Annotated in this window: 14 protein-coding genes; 11 read left to right on the forward strand and 3 right to left on the reverse strand. The window is 65.5% G+C overall.

The features are described from left to right. Positions 1-25: 25 nt before the first annotated feature. Both R4P57_RS17175 and R4P57_RS17180 read left to right on the forward strand, forming a co-directional pair. A complete protein-coding gene (locus R4P57_RS17175; RefSeq protein ID WP_317804018.1) occupies positions 26-1276 on the forward strand; it encodes a pyridoxal phosphate-dependent aminotransferase in 1251 nt (416 codons plus the stop codon). A gap of 230 nt (positions 1277-1506) precedes the next feature. Further along, positions 1507-2856, forward strand: coding sequence for a YibE/F family protein (locus R4P57_RS17180; RefSeq protein WP_317804019.1), 1350 nt, complete (start codon positions 1507-1509; stop codon positions 2854-2856). Between the two features lie 140 nt (positions 2857-2996). Here the strand turns inward: R4P57_RS17180 and ald are convergent, their stop codons facing one another. Then, positions 2997-4079: an alanine dehydrogenase gene (gene ald, locus R4P57_RS17185; RefSeq protein WP_317804020.1), complete on the reverse strand. Its 1083-nt coding sequence runs from the start codon at positions 4077-4079 to the stop codon at positions 2997-2999. Positions 4080-4195: 116 nt separating this feature from the next. Between ald and R4P57_RS17190 the strand changes: the two genes are divergently transcribed. Further along, a complete protein-coding gene (locus R4P57_RS17190; protein WP_317804021.1) occupies positions 4196-4720 on the forward strand; it encodes an Lrp/AsnC family transcriptional regulator in 525 nt (174 codons plus the stop codon). A 6-nt stretch (positions 4721-4726) separates the two neighbouring features. Here the strand turns inward: R4P57_RS17190 and R4P57_RS17195 are convergent, their stop codons facing one another. Further along, positions 4727-6667 (reverse strand): Hsp70 family protein, encoded by a 1941-nt coding sequence (locus R4P57_RS17195; RefSeq protein ID WP_317804022.1) that lies wholly within the window; start codon positions 6665-6667, stop codon positions 4727-4729. A 175-nt stretch (positions 6668-6842) separates the two neighbouring features. After that, a complete protein-coding gene (locus R4P57_RS17200; protein ID WP_317804023.1) occupies positions 6843-8234 on the reverse strand; it encodes a hypothetical protein in 1392 nt (463 codons plus the stop codon). Positions 8235-8502: 268 nt separating this feature from the next. Between R4P57_RS17200 and R4P57_RS17205 the strand changes: the two genes are divergently transcribed. From R4P57_RS17205 to R4P57_RS17240, 8 genes are read left to right on the forward strand one after another with little or no spacing between them, the layout of a single operon-like run. Next, positions 8503-8760 carry an acyl carrier protein gene (locus R4P57_RS17205; RefSeq protein ID WP_317804024.1) on the forward strand — a complete coding sequence of 86 codons (258 nt, stop codon included), beginning with the start codon at positions 8503-8505 and terminating at the stop codon, positions 8758-8760. Between the two features lie 4 nt (positions 8761-8764). Further along, on the forward strand, positions 8765-9919 hold the full coding sequence (locus R4P57_RS17210; RefSeq protein WP_317804025.1) for an acyl-CoA dehydrogenase family protein: 1155 nt from the start codon (positions 8765-8767) through the stop codon (positions 9917-9919). Next, positions 9919-10866 (forward strand): amino acid--[acyl-carrier-protein] ligase, encoded by a 948-nt coding sequence (locus tag R4P57_RS17215; protein ID WP_317804026.1) that lies wholly within the window; start codon positions 9919-9921, stop codon positions 10864-10866. Before R4P57_RS17210 ends, R4P57_RS17215 begins: the two co-directional genes overlap by 1 nt. A gap of 43 nt (positions 10867-10909) precedes the next feature. Further along, complete coding sequence (locus R4P57_RS17220) at positions 10910-12682, forward strand: alpha/beta fold hydrolase (protein ID WP_317804027.1); 1773 nt, start codon at positions 10910-10912, stop codon at positions 12680-12682. After that, entirely contained in the window at positions 12679-14385 is a 1707-nt protein-coding gene (locus tag R4P57_RS17225; protein ID WP_317804028.1) for a lipopolysaccharide biosynthesis protein, read from the forward strand. Before R4P57_RS17220 ends, R4P57_RS17225 begins: the two co-directional genes overlap by 4 nt. After that, positions 14382-15662 carry a hypothetical protein gene (locus R4P57_RS17230; protein WP_317804029.1) on the forward strand — a complete coding sequence of 427 codons (1281 nt, stop codon included), beginning with the start codon at positions 14382-14384 and terminating at the stop codon, positions 15660-15662. The genes R4P57_RS17225 and R4P57_RS17230 overlap by 4 nt, the downstream gene beginning before the upstream one ends. Continuing rightward, a complete protein-coding gene (locus tag R4P57_RS17235) occupies positions 15659-16369 on the forward strand; it encodes a DUF998 domain-containing protein (protein ID WP_317804030.1) in 711 nt (236 codons plus the stop codon). Before R4P57_RS17230 ends, R4P57_RS17235 begins: the two co-directional genes overlap by 4 nt. Then, positions 16366-17352, forward strand: coding sequence for a glycoside hydrolase family 16 protein (locus tag R4P57_RS17240; RefSeq protein WP_317804031.1), 987 nt, complete (start codon positions 16366-16368; stop codon positions 17350-17352). The genes R4P57_RS17235 and R4P57_RS17240 overlap by 4 nt, the downstream gene beginning before the upstream one ends. Positions 17353-17356 lie beyond the last annotated feature (4 nt).

The following is a 17356-nucleotide window of genomic DNA, read 5'->3' on the forward strand; positions in this document are numbered from 1 at the left end:
CCGCCCACCTGGCACGATGTGACGGGTGACCACTCCGCAGATCAACTCCCAGCCGCGTTACCGTACGTTGCAGCAGTCGACCAAGCTGCAGAACGTGCTGTACGAGATCCGCGGACCGGTACACGCCCATGCCGCGCGCCTCGAAGCCGAGGGGCACCGGATCCTCAAGCTCAACATCGGTAATCCGGCACCGTTCGGATTCGAGGCCCCCGACGTGATCGTGCGAGACATGATCGCGGCGCTGCCGGTGGCCCAGGGGTACTCGGAGTCGAAGGGCATCCTGTCGGCCCGCCGAGCCATCGTCACGCGCTACGAGCTCGAACCCGGCTTCCCCGAACTCGACGTCGACGACATCTACCTCGGCAACGGGGTGTCCGAGCTCATCACGATGACGATGCAGGCACTGCTCGACGACGGTGACGAGGTGCTGATCCCGGCCCCTGACTACCCACTGTGGACGGCGATGACGACGCTGTCCGGTGGCAAGGCCGTGCACTACATGTGCGACGAGGAGAACGGGTGGAACCCCGATCTGGCCGACATCGAGTCCAAGATCACCCCGAAGACCGTCGCACTGCTGGTGATCAATCCCAACAATCCGACGGGCGCGGTGTACTCGAAGGAGGTGCTGCAGGGCATCGTCGATCTGGCGCGCAAGCATCAGCTGCTGTTGCTGGCGGACGAGATCTACGACCGGATTCTCTACGACGACGCAGAGCACACCTCGCTGGCGAGCCTGGCTCCCGACCTGCTCTGCCTGACGTACAACGGACTGTCCAAGGCGTATCGAGTGGCCGGTTACCGCGCCGGATGGCTCGCGATCACCGGACCCAAGGCGCACGCCGCAGGTTTCATCGAGGGCATCGACCTTCTCGCGTCGACGCGGCTGTGCCCCAATGTGCCTGCGCAACATGCCATTCAGGTCGCACTCGGCGGCTATCAGAGTATCGAGGATCTCATCCTGCCCGGCGGCCGTCTGCTCGAGCAGCGCGACGTCGCATGGCAGAAGCTCAACGCGATTCACGGCGTCTCGTGCGTCAAGCCGCGGGGTGCGCTGTATGCGTTCCCGCGACTCGATCCCGAAGTCCACGAGATCTACGACGACGAGAAGCTCGTCCAGGATCTGCTGCTGCAGGAGAAGATCCTGGTTGTCCAGGGCACCGGCTTCAACTGGCCCGGCCACGATCACCTGCGCATCGTCACGCTGCCGTGGGCACGAGATCTGGCCGTGGCGATCGAGAGGTTCGGTAACTTCCTCGCGTCGTACAAGCAGTGAGACGCCGAGTTACCGAGAAGTAGTTGAAAGTGATGCACAAAACATCGGGGCGATCACGCCTGAACGACGATTGATCTGTACATTGGCGGACGGCACTTCGGTGCCCGCGAGCCCTGGTCGTACCCCTCCCCCCCGGGTCGGTCAGGTGGTGGCGGGGGACGCCCCCCCTGCTCCCCGCCACCGAGCTCCTCGCATCGGCCACGAATCTGGCCCCGTACTAGCCTGACATCGTGGAATCACACGGCAATCCTCCCGACGGCAGTAGGCCGAGCCTCGGATCTCATGTGGGCCATGGTCACGGCCACGGCCACAGTGACGCACCGGTGCCGTTGGGACCGGTGGCGGCCAAGGTCGTCGTCGGACTGTTGGTCGCCATTGCCATCGCCGTGATCGGCGGTGCCATCGCTCTGTGGCCCAGCCAGCAGAACGTCGATATCCCATTGCCGTTCCAGACCTCCGGCGGAGGTGCGGTGTCCACCGAGGCGGGCACCATCACCTCGCAGAGCATCGGGACCTGCGGGAGTCCCGACGCAGGTAGAGCGTTCACCGGCAACCCGACGCCTGCGGTCAACGATTCCTACGAATGTCAGCGCAGCATCGTCGACATCACCACCGGCGAGGACGCAGGCAAACGAACGGTTCTCGAGATCGCGCCGGGGCCCGGCCAACCAACTCTGAGCGCTGGCGACGATATCCGGCTGGTCCTACAGACCGACCCCGCCGGTGGAGTCCGCTACTCCTTCAACGACTACTCCCGCGGGCTGCCGCTGGCGCTGATCGTCGGTGTGTTCGCCGTGGTCATCTGCGTCGTCGCGCGCTGGCGGGGATTCCGCGCACTGGTCGGCCTGCTCATCGCGTTCGCCGTGCTGGTGGTGTTCATGCTGCCCGCCCTGCTCGACGGTGCACCCGCCATTCCGGTCGCCCTCGTAGCCGGGGCGGTGATCCTCTACGCCGTGCTGTACCTGGCGCACGGGGTGAATCTGCGCACCAGCTCGGCACTGTTGGGCACTCTCACCTCGATGGCGGTGGCGGCGGTGCTGTCCTACGTCGCCATCCGCATGACCCACCTGACCGGATTGTCCGAGGAACAGAACACCGCCGTCCAGACGTACATCGGCAACGTCAGCGTCACCGGCCTGCTGTTGGCCGGCTTCATCATCGGCTCGCTCGGAGTGCTCAACGACGTGACGATCACGCAGGCGTCGGCGGCCTTCGAGCTCGCCTCGGTGGACGAGACGGCGTCGCGACGCGAGATCTTCACCGCCACGATGCGGGTGGGGCGTGACCACATCGCCAGCACGGTCTACACGCTCGTGCTCGCCTACGCCGGTGGCGCGCTGCCGCTACTGCTGCTCTTCAGCGTCGCCGACCGATCCATCCAGGACGTGCTCACCGGCGATTCGGTGGCCATCGAGATCGTCCGCTCCGCGGTGGGCGGTGTGGCGCTGGCGTTGTCGGTTCCGCTGACCACGGCTATCGCCGTGCTGCTCGCGCGACCGCTCACCTCACAGCGAGCGGCGAAACCCGTCAGGCCGTCGAAACCCACCCGTTCGCGAGGTTCCGGCCGCCACAGTGCGTAGAGCGGCTTCGCCGCACGTGAGCAGGAGCGGAGCCTGCGGAACGACCCATGTGAGCAGGAGTGGAGCCTGCGGAACGACCCACGTGAGCAGAAACTCGACCCCTGCTACGAAGTTTCACTCACATGCGGCGCACCCGCTCGTCAGGCGAACGCAGCCGCGACGGTCTCCGACAGCAGGGCACCGTTGTGCGTGCTCAGGCCGGCTTTCAGACCCGGGTCCGCCGCGCAGGCAGCTTCCCAACCCTTGTCGGCGAGTGCGACGACGTACGGCAGGGTCGCGTTGGTGAGCGCGTAGGTGGAGGTGCGCGGTACGGCGCCGGGCATGTTGGCGACGCAGTAGAACACCGACTCGTGCACCTTGTACGTGGGATCGGCGTGGGTGGTGGCGTGCGAATCCTCGAAGCAGCCGCCCTGGTCGATGGCGATGTCGACCAGAACCGAACCCGGCTTCATGCGCTGAACCAGACTGTTGGACACCAGCTTCGGGGCTTTGGCTCCGGGTACCAGCACTGCACCGATGACGAGATCCGCGGCGAGAACGGCCTGTTCGAGTTCGTACGCGTTCGACACGAGAGTCTTGACGGCACCGCGGTACTGATCGTCGATGGCACGCAGCGCCTTCACATCGAGATCGAGCACGGTGACGTCGGCATGCATGCCGAAAGCGATTGCGGTGGCGTTCTTTCCGGACACACCGGCTCCGATGACGACAACGTTTGCGGGACGCACCCCGGGCACTCCGCCCATGAGAACTCCGCGGCCGCCTTCACTGGACATCAGGTGGTAGGCACCGGCCTGTGGCGCGAGGCGTCCGGCAACTTCACTCATCGGTGCGAGCAGCGGAAGCGAACCGTCTGCAGCAGTGACGGTTTCGTATGCGATGGCTGTGGTACCCGACTCCAGGAGCGCATCGGTGCATTCCTTGGATGCGGCGAGATGCAGGTAGGTGAACAGCACCTGTCCCTTGCGCAGGCGCGAATACTCCTCGGCGATAGGTTCTTTGACCTTGAGTAGGAGGTCGGCCGTTTCCCAGATCTCGTCGACATCGGTGAAGATCTGTGCGCCGGCGGCTTTGTAGTCGGTGTCGGTGAACGACGATCCGGCCCCTGCCTCGGTTTCGATGATCACTTCGTGTCCTCGCGAGACCAGTTCGTGCACGCCCGCCGGGGTGATGGCCACCCGGTATTCGTGGTTCTTGATCTCGCGTGGAATTCCGATCTTCATGGCGGCCTCCTCGGTGGTGGGTGACGTGAAGCCTTGGCTCCATCCGTGTAGGCCAACTATGAATTATCTACGAAATACCCGCAACGGATGTGAATATAATTCTGTACGATCGCCGAATGCCGAGCAATAGTTCATTTCAGACGGGTGGAGCGGGGACTCAGCCGAACGATGTTCGGCAGATTCCACTGGACCGGATCGACCACATACTGCTCGACGAGCTCCGTCGCGACGCTCGCACACCCAACAACGCACTCGCCGCTGCGGCCGGCATTGCACCGTCCACCGCATTGGCCCGGGTTCGAGCCCTCGTCGAACGCGGTGTCATCCGCGGGTTTCACGCCGACATCGATCCCGAAGCCCTCGGCCAAGGCATCCAGGCCATGATTTCAGTGCGGCTCCAAGCAGATGCTCGACGGCGGATCAGCGAATTCGGATCGAAGATCGCCTCCCGAAAAGAGACGCTGAACATCTACTTCATTGCCGGTGCGGACGACTTCCTGGTACACGTGGCAACCGTCGACACCGCCACGCTCCGCGATTTCGTCGTCGAGAATCTCAGTGCCGACCCTGCCGTCGCCGCAACCGAGACGATCCTGATCTTCGAGCACATCAGGCCGCGAAACACTCACGGGGAGAGGTGAATAGGGTCAGGGAGCGGGCGGAGCGATCGGCGGGAAACCGGGCAGCGTGAAGTCCGGGAAACCCGGGATCAGCGGAGGCGGCTGCTGCGTCGTCGGAGGAACCGTCTCGACGGGCGGCGGCGGAGCGGGCTCGGCCGTGGTCGTCGGCGGTACCGTCGTCTCGGGCTCCTGGTAGACCTCGGTCTCCAGCGGCACCGTGGTCGGTTCGACGGTCGTGGTCGGTGCGGGCGGCGGCAGGACAGGAGCCGGTATCACCGATGTGGGTGCCACCGTAGTGGTGACAGCAGGAGCTTCGGTCTGGCTGCGACTGACCGAAGTGTCGACCACCTGCGGCGTGTTCTGCTGGGTGAGCATGAAAGCGGAGACGCCCACCACCAACGCAAGACCGAGCGCGAGAACACCTCCGGTGCGAAGCTTGCGCCGAGCCCGGGTGCGATCGTCCTCGCCGTCGTCGTCGTCGTAATCGGCGTCGAGCCAGTAGACGTTCTTCAGCTGGAACGGAACAGGCTTGCCGTCGTCGGCTGCCTCGGACTGGGCGGCCGAGCCCTCGGCAGACGAATCCCCCGTGTTCGCGCTCAACGCAACGACCTCCCCGTCGACCCGCACCCCCTGCACGTGGTCGTCGAGAGCATCTTTCACCAACGGTGACGTCTCCGGAACCGAATCGACTGCACCGGAATCGGAGGAGTCGGTGAATCTCGAGGATTCGAACCCTCCCGCCGTACCGGTCGGCTCGGCGGGCACCTCGGAAAACGGGACCTCGGACACCGGGCCTCCGGACACCGTGTCCTGAGAGTTGGAGCCCTCGCTGATCGGTGCCGCCGCGATCCAGGGACGTGCGGGGACAGGACGCGATGCCGCGGGAGCCTGGACAGGCACGCCGGGCGCGGCGTGGTGAGATTCGGTGCGAGCCGGAACCAGTCGGACCGGCGCGGGCAGCGGAGGCGGCACCGGAGCCGAAACTGGTTCCGAGCGCACCTGCGACGTGGGTTCGGCTGCTACGGACGCAGTGGACTCCACCGGCCGATCGGCGTCCGGTGCCCGTCGCGTTCCGGTTCGCGTGCGCGAGTGCGGCCGTGCAGTCAGGGCCGCGCCACGTGCCGCGACGGTCTCGGGCTCGGTCGGCACGATCGACGGCAGTTCGAGCAGCGGTCCGACGCGTTTCTGCACGATCGGCATGCGTGCGCCGCCGCCGATCAGTACGACGGCGTCGATGGGAACGTTGGCCCCGATCATCACCTCGCGCGCGAACTCGATGGCCTCGTCGAGCAGGTCGGTGATGAGCAGCTCGAAGTTCTCACGCGACAGCAGGATCATCCCGCTCGCATCCGGCAAGCACACCGCGTCCTGAGTGGACAGGCGCTCCTTGGCGATTCGGCAGCGCTTCTCGAACAGCGCCATGTCGGGGTCGGTCGGCTGCTTGCCGAGGCGTTGGAGCTGATTGTTGCGGACGTAGGCGTCGAGCAGATCTCCGCTGTACTCACCGGATCGCTGCGAGGCGATGACGGTGCGCTGCACCAGGTCGACGACGCTGACGGTCAGCCCGGAACTTCCGAGGTCGAACAGGGCGACGGAACTGCAGTTGCGTGCTTCGCCCGTTGCTGCCAGGTACTCGACGACAGCTTCCACCTCGTGGACCAGGTGATAGTTGTGCAGATGCGCACCGGTGAGGGCAGCATGCAGGGCGTCGGCTTGGCGGGGGTCGCGGTAGGCGACGCCGGTGGCGAGTTCGGGCTCGGTTTCGGCTGCGGCACCGATCGATTCGGCGGCCAGATGCGGAAGGTCTCCGCCGACGCTGTCGATGAGTTCGTTGCGGAAGAACAGAGGCCGGTCGATGTCGGTGACCAGGCCCGAAGAGTCGGCTACGGGTACACCGAACTGTTCGGCTCGGGGCTGCGCCGTGCGCACGGCTCGGGTCCCCATGGACACCCCAAGCAGCACAGTCACGGTGGTCGGCCTCACTTCGATCGGCAAATGTCATCGGACGCGATGCAGCTCGTCCAGAGCGCCAGGCTACCGCTTCGGCCGAATCGGTGGGGCGCGCGCCCCGCAGGTAGGGGCACTCGGACGCGACGGAACCTGTCTCGCTCCCTACCCAGCCCGTGCGAACCGGACCACCGGTCTATTCCGGCAGCTCCAGATCGACGACCGGTTGGTACATTTCGCCGTCGTAGCTGAACGCACGCTCGTACAGGTCCGCGTCGGACAAGCGAGCCGGACCCAGAACGGGCAACTCGGCGGGACCCGGAGCGGCACCGTCGGCCGGGCCCGCGGCGGCAGAAAGCGCCGCGGCGAACGTCGAATCGAAAGGAATCTGCTGGTCGATCAGCGGAGTCGGCGGCGGCGTGTTTCCCCGGGCGAACACCAGTCCCACCACTCCAACGATCAGGAGACTCACGGCGGCGAGCACGGACGCATCACGAACCGACCAGGCGCGCGGGCCGCGCCGAACCGGCTCGGCGACGACGCCGGGCTCGGGTACCGCAGGTTCGAGCACCGCGGGTTCGCCGAGGTCGGTGGCCGCTGGGTCGACGTCGAAGGTGGTCGACGGGATCGACAGATCCTCGGTCGCGAGTTGGTCGACGGTCAGGCCTTCGACCGTCCACTCGTCGACGGTGTCGAGGCCGGTTGTCTCCGGTGCGTCGAGTGTGTCGGGATCGGCAAGCAGCTCGGGTGCATCGAGCAGTTCCGACGCGTCGTCCGGGACCGTGATGATTCCCACATCGGCGTCGAGGGAGGCTTCGGCGGGTCTCTCGTCGAGTGCCGCACCTTTGGCGATGGCCATAGCAGGCGCGTCGGGCACGTGGACGGGAACGTTCCACTTGCCTTCGATGATGGTGCGCACTGCGGGAATGCCTGCACCGCCGCCGATCAGCAGCACTGCATCGGGTGCCTGCTTGGAGGCCCAGTCCAAAGCGTCGGAGACGAGCGGGGTGATCTCTCGCTCGAATTCTTTTCGGCTGAGCAACATCGGGCCGCGGTTGGGTGCCCTGACGCCCACCGACGAGCTCACCAGCTCCTTGAGCTCACGGAAGAATGCCTGATACTCCCGATCGCCCTCGGGTCCGACCGGAGCAGGCAGAATGCCCTTGGCCATCACGATGCCGCGGACCACCTCGTCGAAGCGGTCACCACTGATGTCGACGGTGCGTGCGGTCCACTCGACGTACTCGCCCGCAACATCGAGCGCGGTGGCCGAGAGGCCCTTCTTACCCAGGTCGACCACCAGGACGTAGTCCTTGTCGGCCAGTTCGGGAACGGTCCGGGAGTAGGCGAGGAGGGCGCAGGACTCCTCGACCATGCGAGCTCTCGGCACCGTGCCGTCGCCGAGGGTCTCCAGCAGCGCCGTGACGGCCGCGGTGTCCCATCCGGCGAGGACGATGTCCTCGAACGGGCCGAGATCGACGAGCTTGCCGGGCAGCAGGTCGTGTGCGCCCTCGGCGTCGATGGAGTCCTCGACGCGGCGGCCGTCGGCGATGTACGCGATGCGCACGGCACCGGTACCCACTGACACCCCGCAGACTCCACCCATCGACCAGACAGTCCTTCACAGATTGTGTTTCGACGCCCGATCCGGCGCCCGTTCGAGCCCCCGCTCCACTCGAAGTGTACGGCGGTCGGGATGCCCGATGCGGGCATCCCGGTAACGCTACTAAACAATCTGCGATATTGTTTAAGAGGGTCTGGGGAGACTTTGGGTCGAAAAGGCGCACAGCCAGCCGACCCTGAGTCGACGACGAGGCCGTCCGGTCTCGTGGTTAACGCGATCGGTGGAGGTTTCGATGCAGACGCTCAATGCTGACGACGTGGTTCGAGTGCGAACAGTCCTGGAGAAATTCGGAAAGCTGCCGGTCCCCGTGGAGGGCATCGACGAAGCTGCCGATCTCTACGACAGCGGCCTCACCTCGCACGCCAGCGTCAACGTGATGATCGCTCTCGAGGACGAGTTCGACGTCGAATTCCCCGACACCATGCTGCAGAAGTCGACGTTCGGCAGCATCAACGCGATCGCCGCGGCCATCGCCCAGCTGACGGACTGAGGCCATGACCACCGTCTACGAGAGCTCGATCGACCAGTCGATCACCGACGTGCTGGCCGTACTGCGGACCCATGCCGACGAGGTCGACCGCGATGCCCGTTTTCCCACCGAATCGGTGGATGCGATGCGCAACGCCGGCCTGCTGGGGATCGGAATTCCGCGGGAGTTCGGCGGAGGCGGAGCAACGCTGACGGACATAGCCCGGATCTCACGTGCCCTCGGTGCCGAGTGCGCATCGACGGCGATGATCTTCGTGATGCACCAGTCGCAGGTGCTCAGCATCGTCCGCCACGGCAAGTCCGACGCCATGGCGGACCTGCAGCGTCGCATTGTGACCGATCGCATACTGGTGGCGTCTGCCACCACCGAGATCAACATCGGCGGCGACGTCCGCTCGAGCAGTTGTGCGGTGGAGTACGACGGCGAGCAGATCACGCTCAGCAAGAACGCACCGGTCATCTCCTACGGCGAGTACGCACAGATCGTGTTGGCGACGGCGCGGCGCAGCGTCGACAGCCCGCCGAGCGATCAGGTGCTCGTGGTGTGCGAGAAGCCCGACGTGACGCTGGTCAAGACCGGCACCTGGGACACCCTCGGCTTTCGTGGCACCTGCAGTCCGGGCTTCATGCTGGACGCACGCACGACGACGTCGAACATCCTGGGCGACAACTACGGCGACATCTCCGCTCAGACCATGCTTCCGGTGGCGCACGTGCTGTGGGGATCTGCGTGGCTCGGCATCGCCGACGCTGCGGTCACCAAGGCCCGCAAGTCGGTACAGAAGGCCGCACGCAAGACTCCGGGAACGCCGCCGCCGAGTGCGCTGCGTCTCGCGGAGCTGATGGTGGTGCACGAGCAGTTGGTGGACACGGTGTTCGGTGCCGCAGCCAAGTTCGAGGCGGTCGCCGACAGTCCCGCCGAGCTCGGAGCCATCGGTTTCGCGCTCAAGATCAACAACGTCAAGGTCACCGCGTCGACGCTCGTCATCGACATCGTCGGCAAGGCGCTGCAGATCTGCGGCATCTCCGGCTACCGACAGGGCGGCGAGATGAGCATCGGCCGTCATCTTCGTGATGCGCACGGGTCCGCGATCATGGTCAGCAACGAACGCATTCTGGGGCACAACTCCCAGCTCTCCCTCGTCTACAAGGGCAAATAGTGACTACCACGCACTCCGCACCGGAGACAGACATCAGCGAACTCGACTCTGCACGAGCCGCTTTCCGCACCGAACTCGTCGACGCCGGCCTGTTGGTGCCCAGCTCGATTCCCGGATTATACGGGCGCAGTGGCGAATTCGAGGACATCATCGAGTTCGTCGACGCCCGCGTCACCGAGGCCGGGGTCGCCGAGCACGGCCGTCAGGCCAACCGGTTCCGATTCGCTCCGGTATTCCCTCGCGAAGCCTTCGAACGCACCGACTACATCGCGTCGTTCCCCAACCTCACCGGTGCCATCAACACTTTCGAGGGCGACAACAAGGAACACGCAGCGTTGTTGGCGGAGAGGTCCGACGGTAAGGACTGGGATCACTTTCTGCATTCGGCGGGCACCATGCTGGTCTCTGCTGCCTGCCATCCGTCGTACTCGATGCTCACCGGCACCCTGCCCGAAGAGGGCACGCTGATGGACATCTACGGCTACTGCTTCCGACACGAGCCCGCGGTGGATCCGGCTCGGATGCAGGCATTTCGGATGCACGAGTTCGTTCGAGTGGGCACCCCCGACGATGCGATCGCACACCGCGAACGCTGGGTACCGCGCGGCCTCCAGGTTCTGGCAGATCTGGGACTAGCAGCCGAGGCTGTCATCGCCAACGACCCCTTCTTCGGTCGCGCCGGACGCATGCTCGCGGCGAATCAGCGCAACGAGAACCTCAAGACCGAACTGGTCGTCAAGCTCTACGGAGATCTCGACGAGGGCACCGCGGTCGTCTCGTGCAACTGCCACCGTGATCACTTCGGGCACACCTTCGGCATCGAGACCGTCGACGGCGAACCCGCCCACAGCGCTTGCGTCGGTTTCGGCATGGAACGGATCGCACTGGCGATGCTCCGCACCCACGGACTCGATCGATCGGGCTGGCCTGCCGCACTGCGCAACTGATCGATACCGCTTCGCCCGTGTACGTACACGAAGGACCAAATCTGTGAACAGTTCCCGCACCGCTCCCCGGCGCATCGGCTCAGTTCCCGCCGAGTCCTCTTCGCGTACGGCGGGCGGCAAGTATCCGATGTGGTTCGGCCCGTCCGACTCGCCGCTGTTCGGCACCGTCCATGTGCCGTCCGGCGGTCGGGCGCGCGGCGGTGTCGTTCTATGCCCGCCGCTCGGAAAAGAGCAGGTCGATTCGTATCGCGGCATGACCCTGCTCGCGCAGAAGCTCAGTGCGCAGGGACTTCTGGTGCTGCGGTTCGACTACCGCGGCACCGGCGATTCGTGGGGTGATCAGGATCAGCCCGGCGCGGTCGAACACTGGCGGCGGAGCATCGTCGAGGCCGTCGACTATGTTCGCGGTTGCGGTGTGAGCGAGGTCGGCCTCGTCGGTCTGCGCGTCGGCGCCTTGTTGGCGTGTTCGGCCGCCGCCGAGTGCGGGCCGCTCACCGCGATGACGCTGTGGGATCCGGTCGTCAAAGGACGGTCGTATCTGCACGAGCAGCGCGCACTGTATTCGGTGAGCGTCACCACCGACTCCGACACCGATCCCAGGGTGTCGATCATCGGTGCCGTGCTGCATCCCGATTCGGCCGCGGGCTTCTCCGCGCTCGATGCGGCGAAGACGAAAATCGACGCGCCGGTGCTGGTCGCCACGCGCGCCGAACGAGGCGATACGAAGCCGGTACGCAGGCTCGTCGAGACTCTCGCGGCCGAGGAGCACACGTTGTCCGCTCACGACGACTTCCTCGAGCCGAGCGATTTCGAGGTCATCATTCCAACGTCCGACATCGCCTACCTCGCGACGTGGACGGCATCGAAGTTCCCCGTCGAGCCCACAAGCGAAGTCGAGCTGCAGCGTCGCTCGGCGTTCGTGGTCGACGGAATCCACGAGACCATCGAATATCTGGGCGCGCAAAAGCTTTTCGCGATTCGGTCGTCCTCTGATCAGTGCCTGCCCGGCGGACCGACAGTGGTTTTCTACCCCACCGCCAACGAGCACCGCGTCGGTCCCGTTCGCATGTGGGTCGAACTGGCGCGGCTCCTGCCTCGATTCGGGGTATCGACGGTTCGCTTCGATCGACGCGGCACCGGTGAGAGCGGCACCGTCGGCGACGGGGAGTTGACCCGGCTCTACAGCGACGATGGCAACGAGGACGCACTCACCGCCGTCCAGCAGTCGGGGACCACCCCGGACAACGTCCTGGTGGCCGGAATGTGCTCCGGCTCATGGTATTCCAGCTTCGCCGCCCGGGAACTGGGGGTTCGTGCCGCAGTACTGCTCAACACCCTGGACTGGACCACTCGTCGTCTCGAATTCGTCAAGCGTTCCTCGATGCACATCGAGGAAACCGGACTGAAGGCCCGCGCACTCGACCGCCTGCACCACTGGGGTGTGCGGACCAAGAATGCACTGCAGCCGCGGATTCCGTATGCGCTGTGGATCTGGCTCGGGCGGCGCGGCCTGATCCAGGTTCCCGAGATCTCGTTGCGCATTCTCAGCGACCGCCGGGTGCAGACGCGAGTTCTGCTCTCCCCTAGCGACACCGCCTGGTTCGAGACCAATCGGGGCCCAGAGGGAATACGCCGGCTCCAGCGCCGGTCGTCCGTGCCGACCGTCACCTCCTTCGAGTCCGGTGATCACTCGCTCTACGGTCGCGATCTGCGAGAGAACGTGCGAGCCGAACTGGTGGCGGCCGCTTCCGCTGCCTTCGATATCGAGATCGCCGCACCGTCGCCTCCCGTGCCGGTGGGGAAGGTTCGATTGTGAAGCACCGCGCTCCCAGGATCCTGCCACCCAAACACGAACAGCTCGAACAACTTCGGTGGTATCCGGTCGAACCTGCTCGGTTCGACCTGGGCCTGATGAACAGCCCGACGATGCCGGTACAGACCGTGCCTCGGCACAATGCCGTGCACTCGGTCGATGTTTCTCCGGTCGCCGTCGCTGCCGACCCCGTCGAGCATTCGGTACCCGAGACGGGACCGGGATCGAAGGCCTCCGATCGCAACCTCGCGCTCAATTCGATGGCCCTGATGCTCTCGACGGCCATCACCGGCGCACTCGGCCTGCTGTTCTGGGCCGCGGCCGGTCGGCTCTATCCCGTGGCCGAGGTGGGCAGCGCGTCGGCGGTCATCACCTCTGCGGTGATGCTCTCGACTCTGTCCAATCTGAGCCTCGGTTCGATGTACGAGCGCTTCCTCCCGATCTCGGGCCGGTTGGCCAAGTCGTTCATCGTGCGCGGGTACCTCACCGTCACTGCATTCGCATTCGTGCTCGGCGGCGGTTTCCTGCTGGTTGCGCCGGTGGACGAGATGTTCACCAACACCGCTGAAATCGTGTCGTTCCCGTTCTTCGTCGCGGTGCTCGCGGTGTTCGCACTGCAGGATCAGACCTCTTCCGGCCTGGGCGTCGCACGCTGGGCGGCCGCCAAGAACGTCTTCCACGCCGTCCTCAAGTTCGTGTTGCTGTTGGCGCTCTTCTCGACCGAGCGAAGTACCTCGATCATCTCGGCCTGGGCGGTGCCCGCCGTCGTGGCGTCGATCTTCGTCCTGCGCGCGATAATGAAGAACGTCCGCACCGAACAGCGGTACGCCGGCAAGCCGGATCTGCCGCCCAGGCGCGAGATGTGGGCCTACTTCGGTTCGGCGTACGGCATCACAGCGCTCGGCTCGCTCGCTCCGCTGCTCGTTCCGATGATCGTCGTCGCCACCCTCGGTGCCGAGGAGAACGCGTACTTCTCCCTCACCTGGTCGATCGTCAGCGCCCTCTACATTCTGATCAGTGTGTTGATCGGACCGTACGTGGCCGAGGTCGCCGCCCACCCCGAACAGTTTCACCGCCTGACGAAGAGGTTCATGACCCTGGTGTGCATCGTCGCGGTGGGTGGGTCGATCTTCCTGGCGTTCGTTGCGCCGTTCGGTCTCGGACTCATCGGCCAGGGCTACCGCGATCAGGGCACCATCATCGTGCAGTTGGCCGCGCTGACCATCCCGCTCTCCGTCGTCGGTTCCCTGTACGACGGTTTGGCTCGTGTACGTCGACGTATGAGACTGGCCGTGATCGTGCAGGTGGTGGCCACCTCGATCATCATCGGCGGCTCGGTGGCACTGTCGTCGTCGATGGGTATCGCGGCCGTCGGCTGGGCGTACCTCGCCGCGGAGGCGTTCGGTGCCGTCGTGCTGATCGTGCCGCTCGTTCGCTGGATCCGCGAGATGTCCGCAGGCCGCAACGGCGAGTCCGGTGACGACCAGGACCCGTCGGGCTCCCCCGGACCACGCGGGCCGATCGACGACAGCGACGCACGTCCGCCTCGATCGCGTCATCGAGAGCCTCGCAACGGCGAGCCCCGACACGCTGAACCTCGACACCGTGAACCGCCTCGCCGCGAGCCACAGGACGGTCCGCCGCAGCTCGACGAACCGTCACCGCGTCGTATTCCGGTCCACGCTCAACACAGGACGGCACCATGACTCAGACCTATCGCGCCAGTTCGTTGGACATGCTCCGGTCCGATTCGCGCATTGTGACCGTGCTGGGACCCGCCGACTTCGGCAATCTTGCACGGGTGCAGAGCCGGGTACTCGCACTGGCCTCGATCGGTCCTGCGACGCGGCTCGGGCTGCGCGCCGACCAGTCTTCGGCGGGCTGGGTCTACGAGCCGGAGCGGGTACTCGAGCACATCGTCGAGGGACCCGCCGTCGGCCACGAGCAGTTGGCCAAGGAACTCACCGAGTTCTCGCACGCGTCCGTGCCCGAAATTCCTGTTCGGATTCGCCTTGCCGGTCGTTACCTGTTCCTCGATCTCAATCACGGTCTCGGCGACGCCCTGTTGCCGGTCGACCTGTTCGCGTACTTGGCCGACGCACGTCCCGAAGCACCGCTTCCGGCGTGGGCAGACAGTGCCGTCGACGGTCATCCTCTCCGAAAAGCACTGCTGCGCTGGGTCGTTCGAAATCCCAGGAAAGTCGTAGACACGATCTACGACCGCGTCCGCCCCGGCACGAACCCCGAATCCACAACCATGGTTGCCGCCCCCGACACCGCATCGCCGACGGCATTTCGGCCGTGGGCACCGTCAGCTGCGGTGGCCACCGTGGTGACGCAGGCGGGCACCACCGATGCGATCCGGCGGTGGCGGGAGTCCCACCTGCCCGGCGCGAGTGTCAGCGCGGTGATGTGCGCGGCCGTCGCCGCGGCGTTCGCGCGCACGTCGTTTTCGATCGATCGTTCCGCAGCATTTCTGTTCGACTGCCGCCGCTACCTTCCGCCGTCGACGGTCGTGCTCGGCAACTTCGCTGCCGGCATCCGCTTCTCCGACATCGATCCCACCTCGGCCGGGGAGGTGCACGGGGCACTGTCCGGTGCCATCGCCAAGGGCCGTCCCATCGCATCGGCGACGATCAGCACCATCAAGTACAAGCGTGAACACAAGGCCGTCTCCGGGGTGTTCGGCGACCGGGTCCCGGTGGAACCGAAGGTCCAGCTCATGTACTCCGATCTCGGTAGAGTGAGGCAGTTGGAGCAGGTCTCCTGGGTTGCCGAGCCGGCCGACCGCGCCTTCTTCGTGATCGCCGATCCGGTCCTACCGGAGTCGGTGATGATCACGATGGAGACCATCGGTTCGGTCGTGTTCGTCTCGGCGTCGTTCCACGACAATGTTTTCGACAGCCACACCGTGCAAGCCGCACTCGATCTCGTAGCAGCGAACCCCCTCGCATTGCTGGCCCCTCAGGAGAAGACTGCATGACCACCGAAGCGAAACGTCCCACGAAACCCGGAGCGAACCGGCCACCGTCGAGCACCGTCGTGCCGGCACCGGTGCGATCGGGCTTCGTTGCCCATGTCGCTCGTTGGGCCGGGTTGTCGGTGGTGCAGTTCGTCCTCGTCGAGTACATCGTCTCGGCCACGTGGCGGGGGCTCTACAGCTACCGGAACAACTACATCAGCGAGCTCGGCGTTCCCTTCTGCGGGCCCACCGGCAACTGGCCGTGCAGCCAGCTCTACGTTCTGCTCAACGCCTCGATGGTGCTGTTCGGTGTGGCGATCGCGGCGGTGGGCGGATCCTGGTACATCGTCCGCCGGATCGACGGCAGGGCTGCGTCGTTCTTCATCGTCGCAGGCGCGGGTGCCATCACCGCAGGAGTGGTCAACCAGGGAGTGAACTACCCGATCCATTCGTTCGGTGCCACCGCGTTCTTCGTCTTCGGCAATTTCGGCCTCGTCATCGCAGGCGGACATCGCAGTCTGCGACGCAGCATCCGCATCGTGGTGACCGCACTGGGAGCCGTCGGCCTGGCGGGTTACTTCGCCTACATGAGCGGTCACGAGTTCGGTCTCGGCATCGGTTCCATGGAACGCATCGCCACCTACGCACTGCTCGTGGGCATAGTCGTGCTGTCGGTCTCGCAGTTCAACGCGACGCGAGTACCGAAGAACGTCGACGAGACCGCGTGAGTCGTCACGCCGCATCGAGCCGAGAGTCCGGAGCGGGGACCGTCGAGGTTTCGCGGCTACCCGGAACCGGGCTCATCGTCGAGCCTCCACGACGGCGCCGGCCGTCGGTTCTGGCGTTCCTCGTCGTGCTGGGTCTGGTCGTCACCGGCACCGTGTACGGGCTGTCGCAGCGCTCGGACGGAGCCGACACCGATCCCGACTCCACCGCACAGGGCACCGTCGACGCGAGGTCGACGACGTCGGCGTCCAACACTGCGGCCGCCAAGCCCGGATTCACCGTCTACGACGACTTCTCGGGGACGGCGGGCGATGCGATGGCGAACGACCGGTGGGGTCACGATGTCGGCCGGACCGGTTGGGGCAACAACGAGAAGCAGGACTACACCGATTCGACCGAGAACTCGTCTCTCGACGGCCAGGGCAACATGGTCATCAAGGCCATGCGCAACGGTGACGGATACACCTCGGCCCGAGTGACCACCAAGGACAAGTTCGAGTTCACCTACGGCCGCATCGAAGCTCGGATCAAGATGCCAGCCGGAGCCGGACTGCACCCGGCGTTCTGGATGCTCGGTACCGACCTGGACTCCGTCGGCTGGCCGCTGTCAGGCGAGATCGACATCATGGAGACGCTGAACCAGGCCGACCAGTACCACACCGGAATTCATGCCCCCCAACCCGATTCGTTGACGAGCCAGAAGGTGGACGCGGGCGGGATTCCGCCGGAGCCGCTGTCCGAGAACTTCCACACCTACTGGGTCGAGCGTTCGCCGGGTCGCGTGACCACCGGCATCGACGGCACGACCTTGGCTACCGTCACTCCGGACGACCTGACCGGCGGCGATGAATACTGGGTCTTCGACAAGCCGTTCTTCCTGCTGTTCAACGTCGCCGTTGCCGGCGACTGGCCCGGTCCCACCGACAACTCCACGCCGTTCCCGGCGACCATGACGGTCGACTGGGTGCGGTATCGCGCCGACTGAGACC

The organism is Rhodococcus sp. IEGM 1330 (assembly GCF_033142445.1).
GTDB lineage: Bacteria > Actinomycetota > Actinomycetes > Mycobacteriales > Mycobacteriaceae > Rhodococcoides.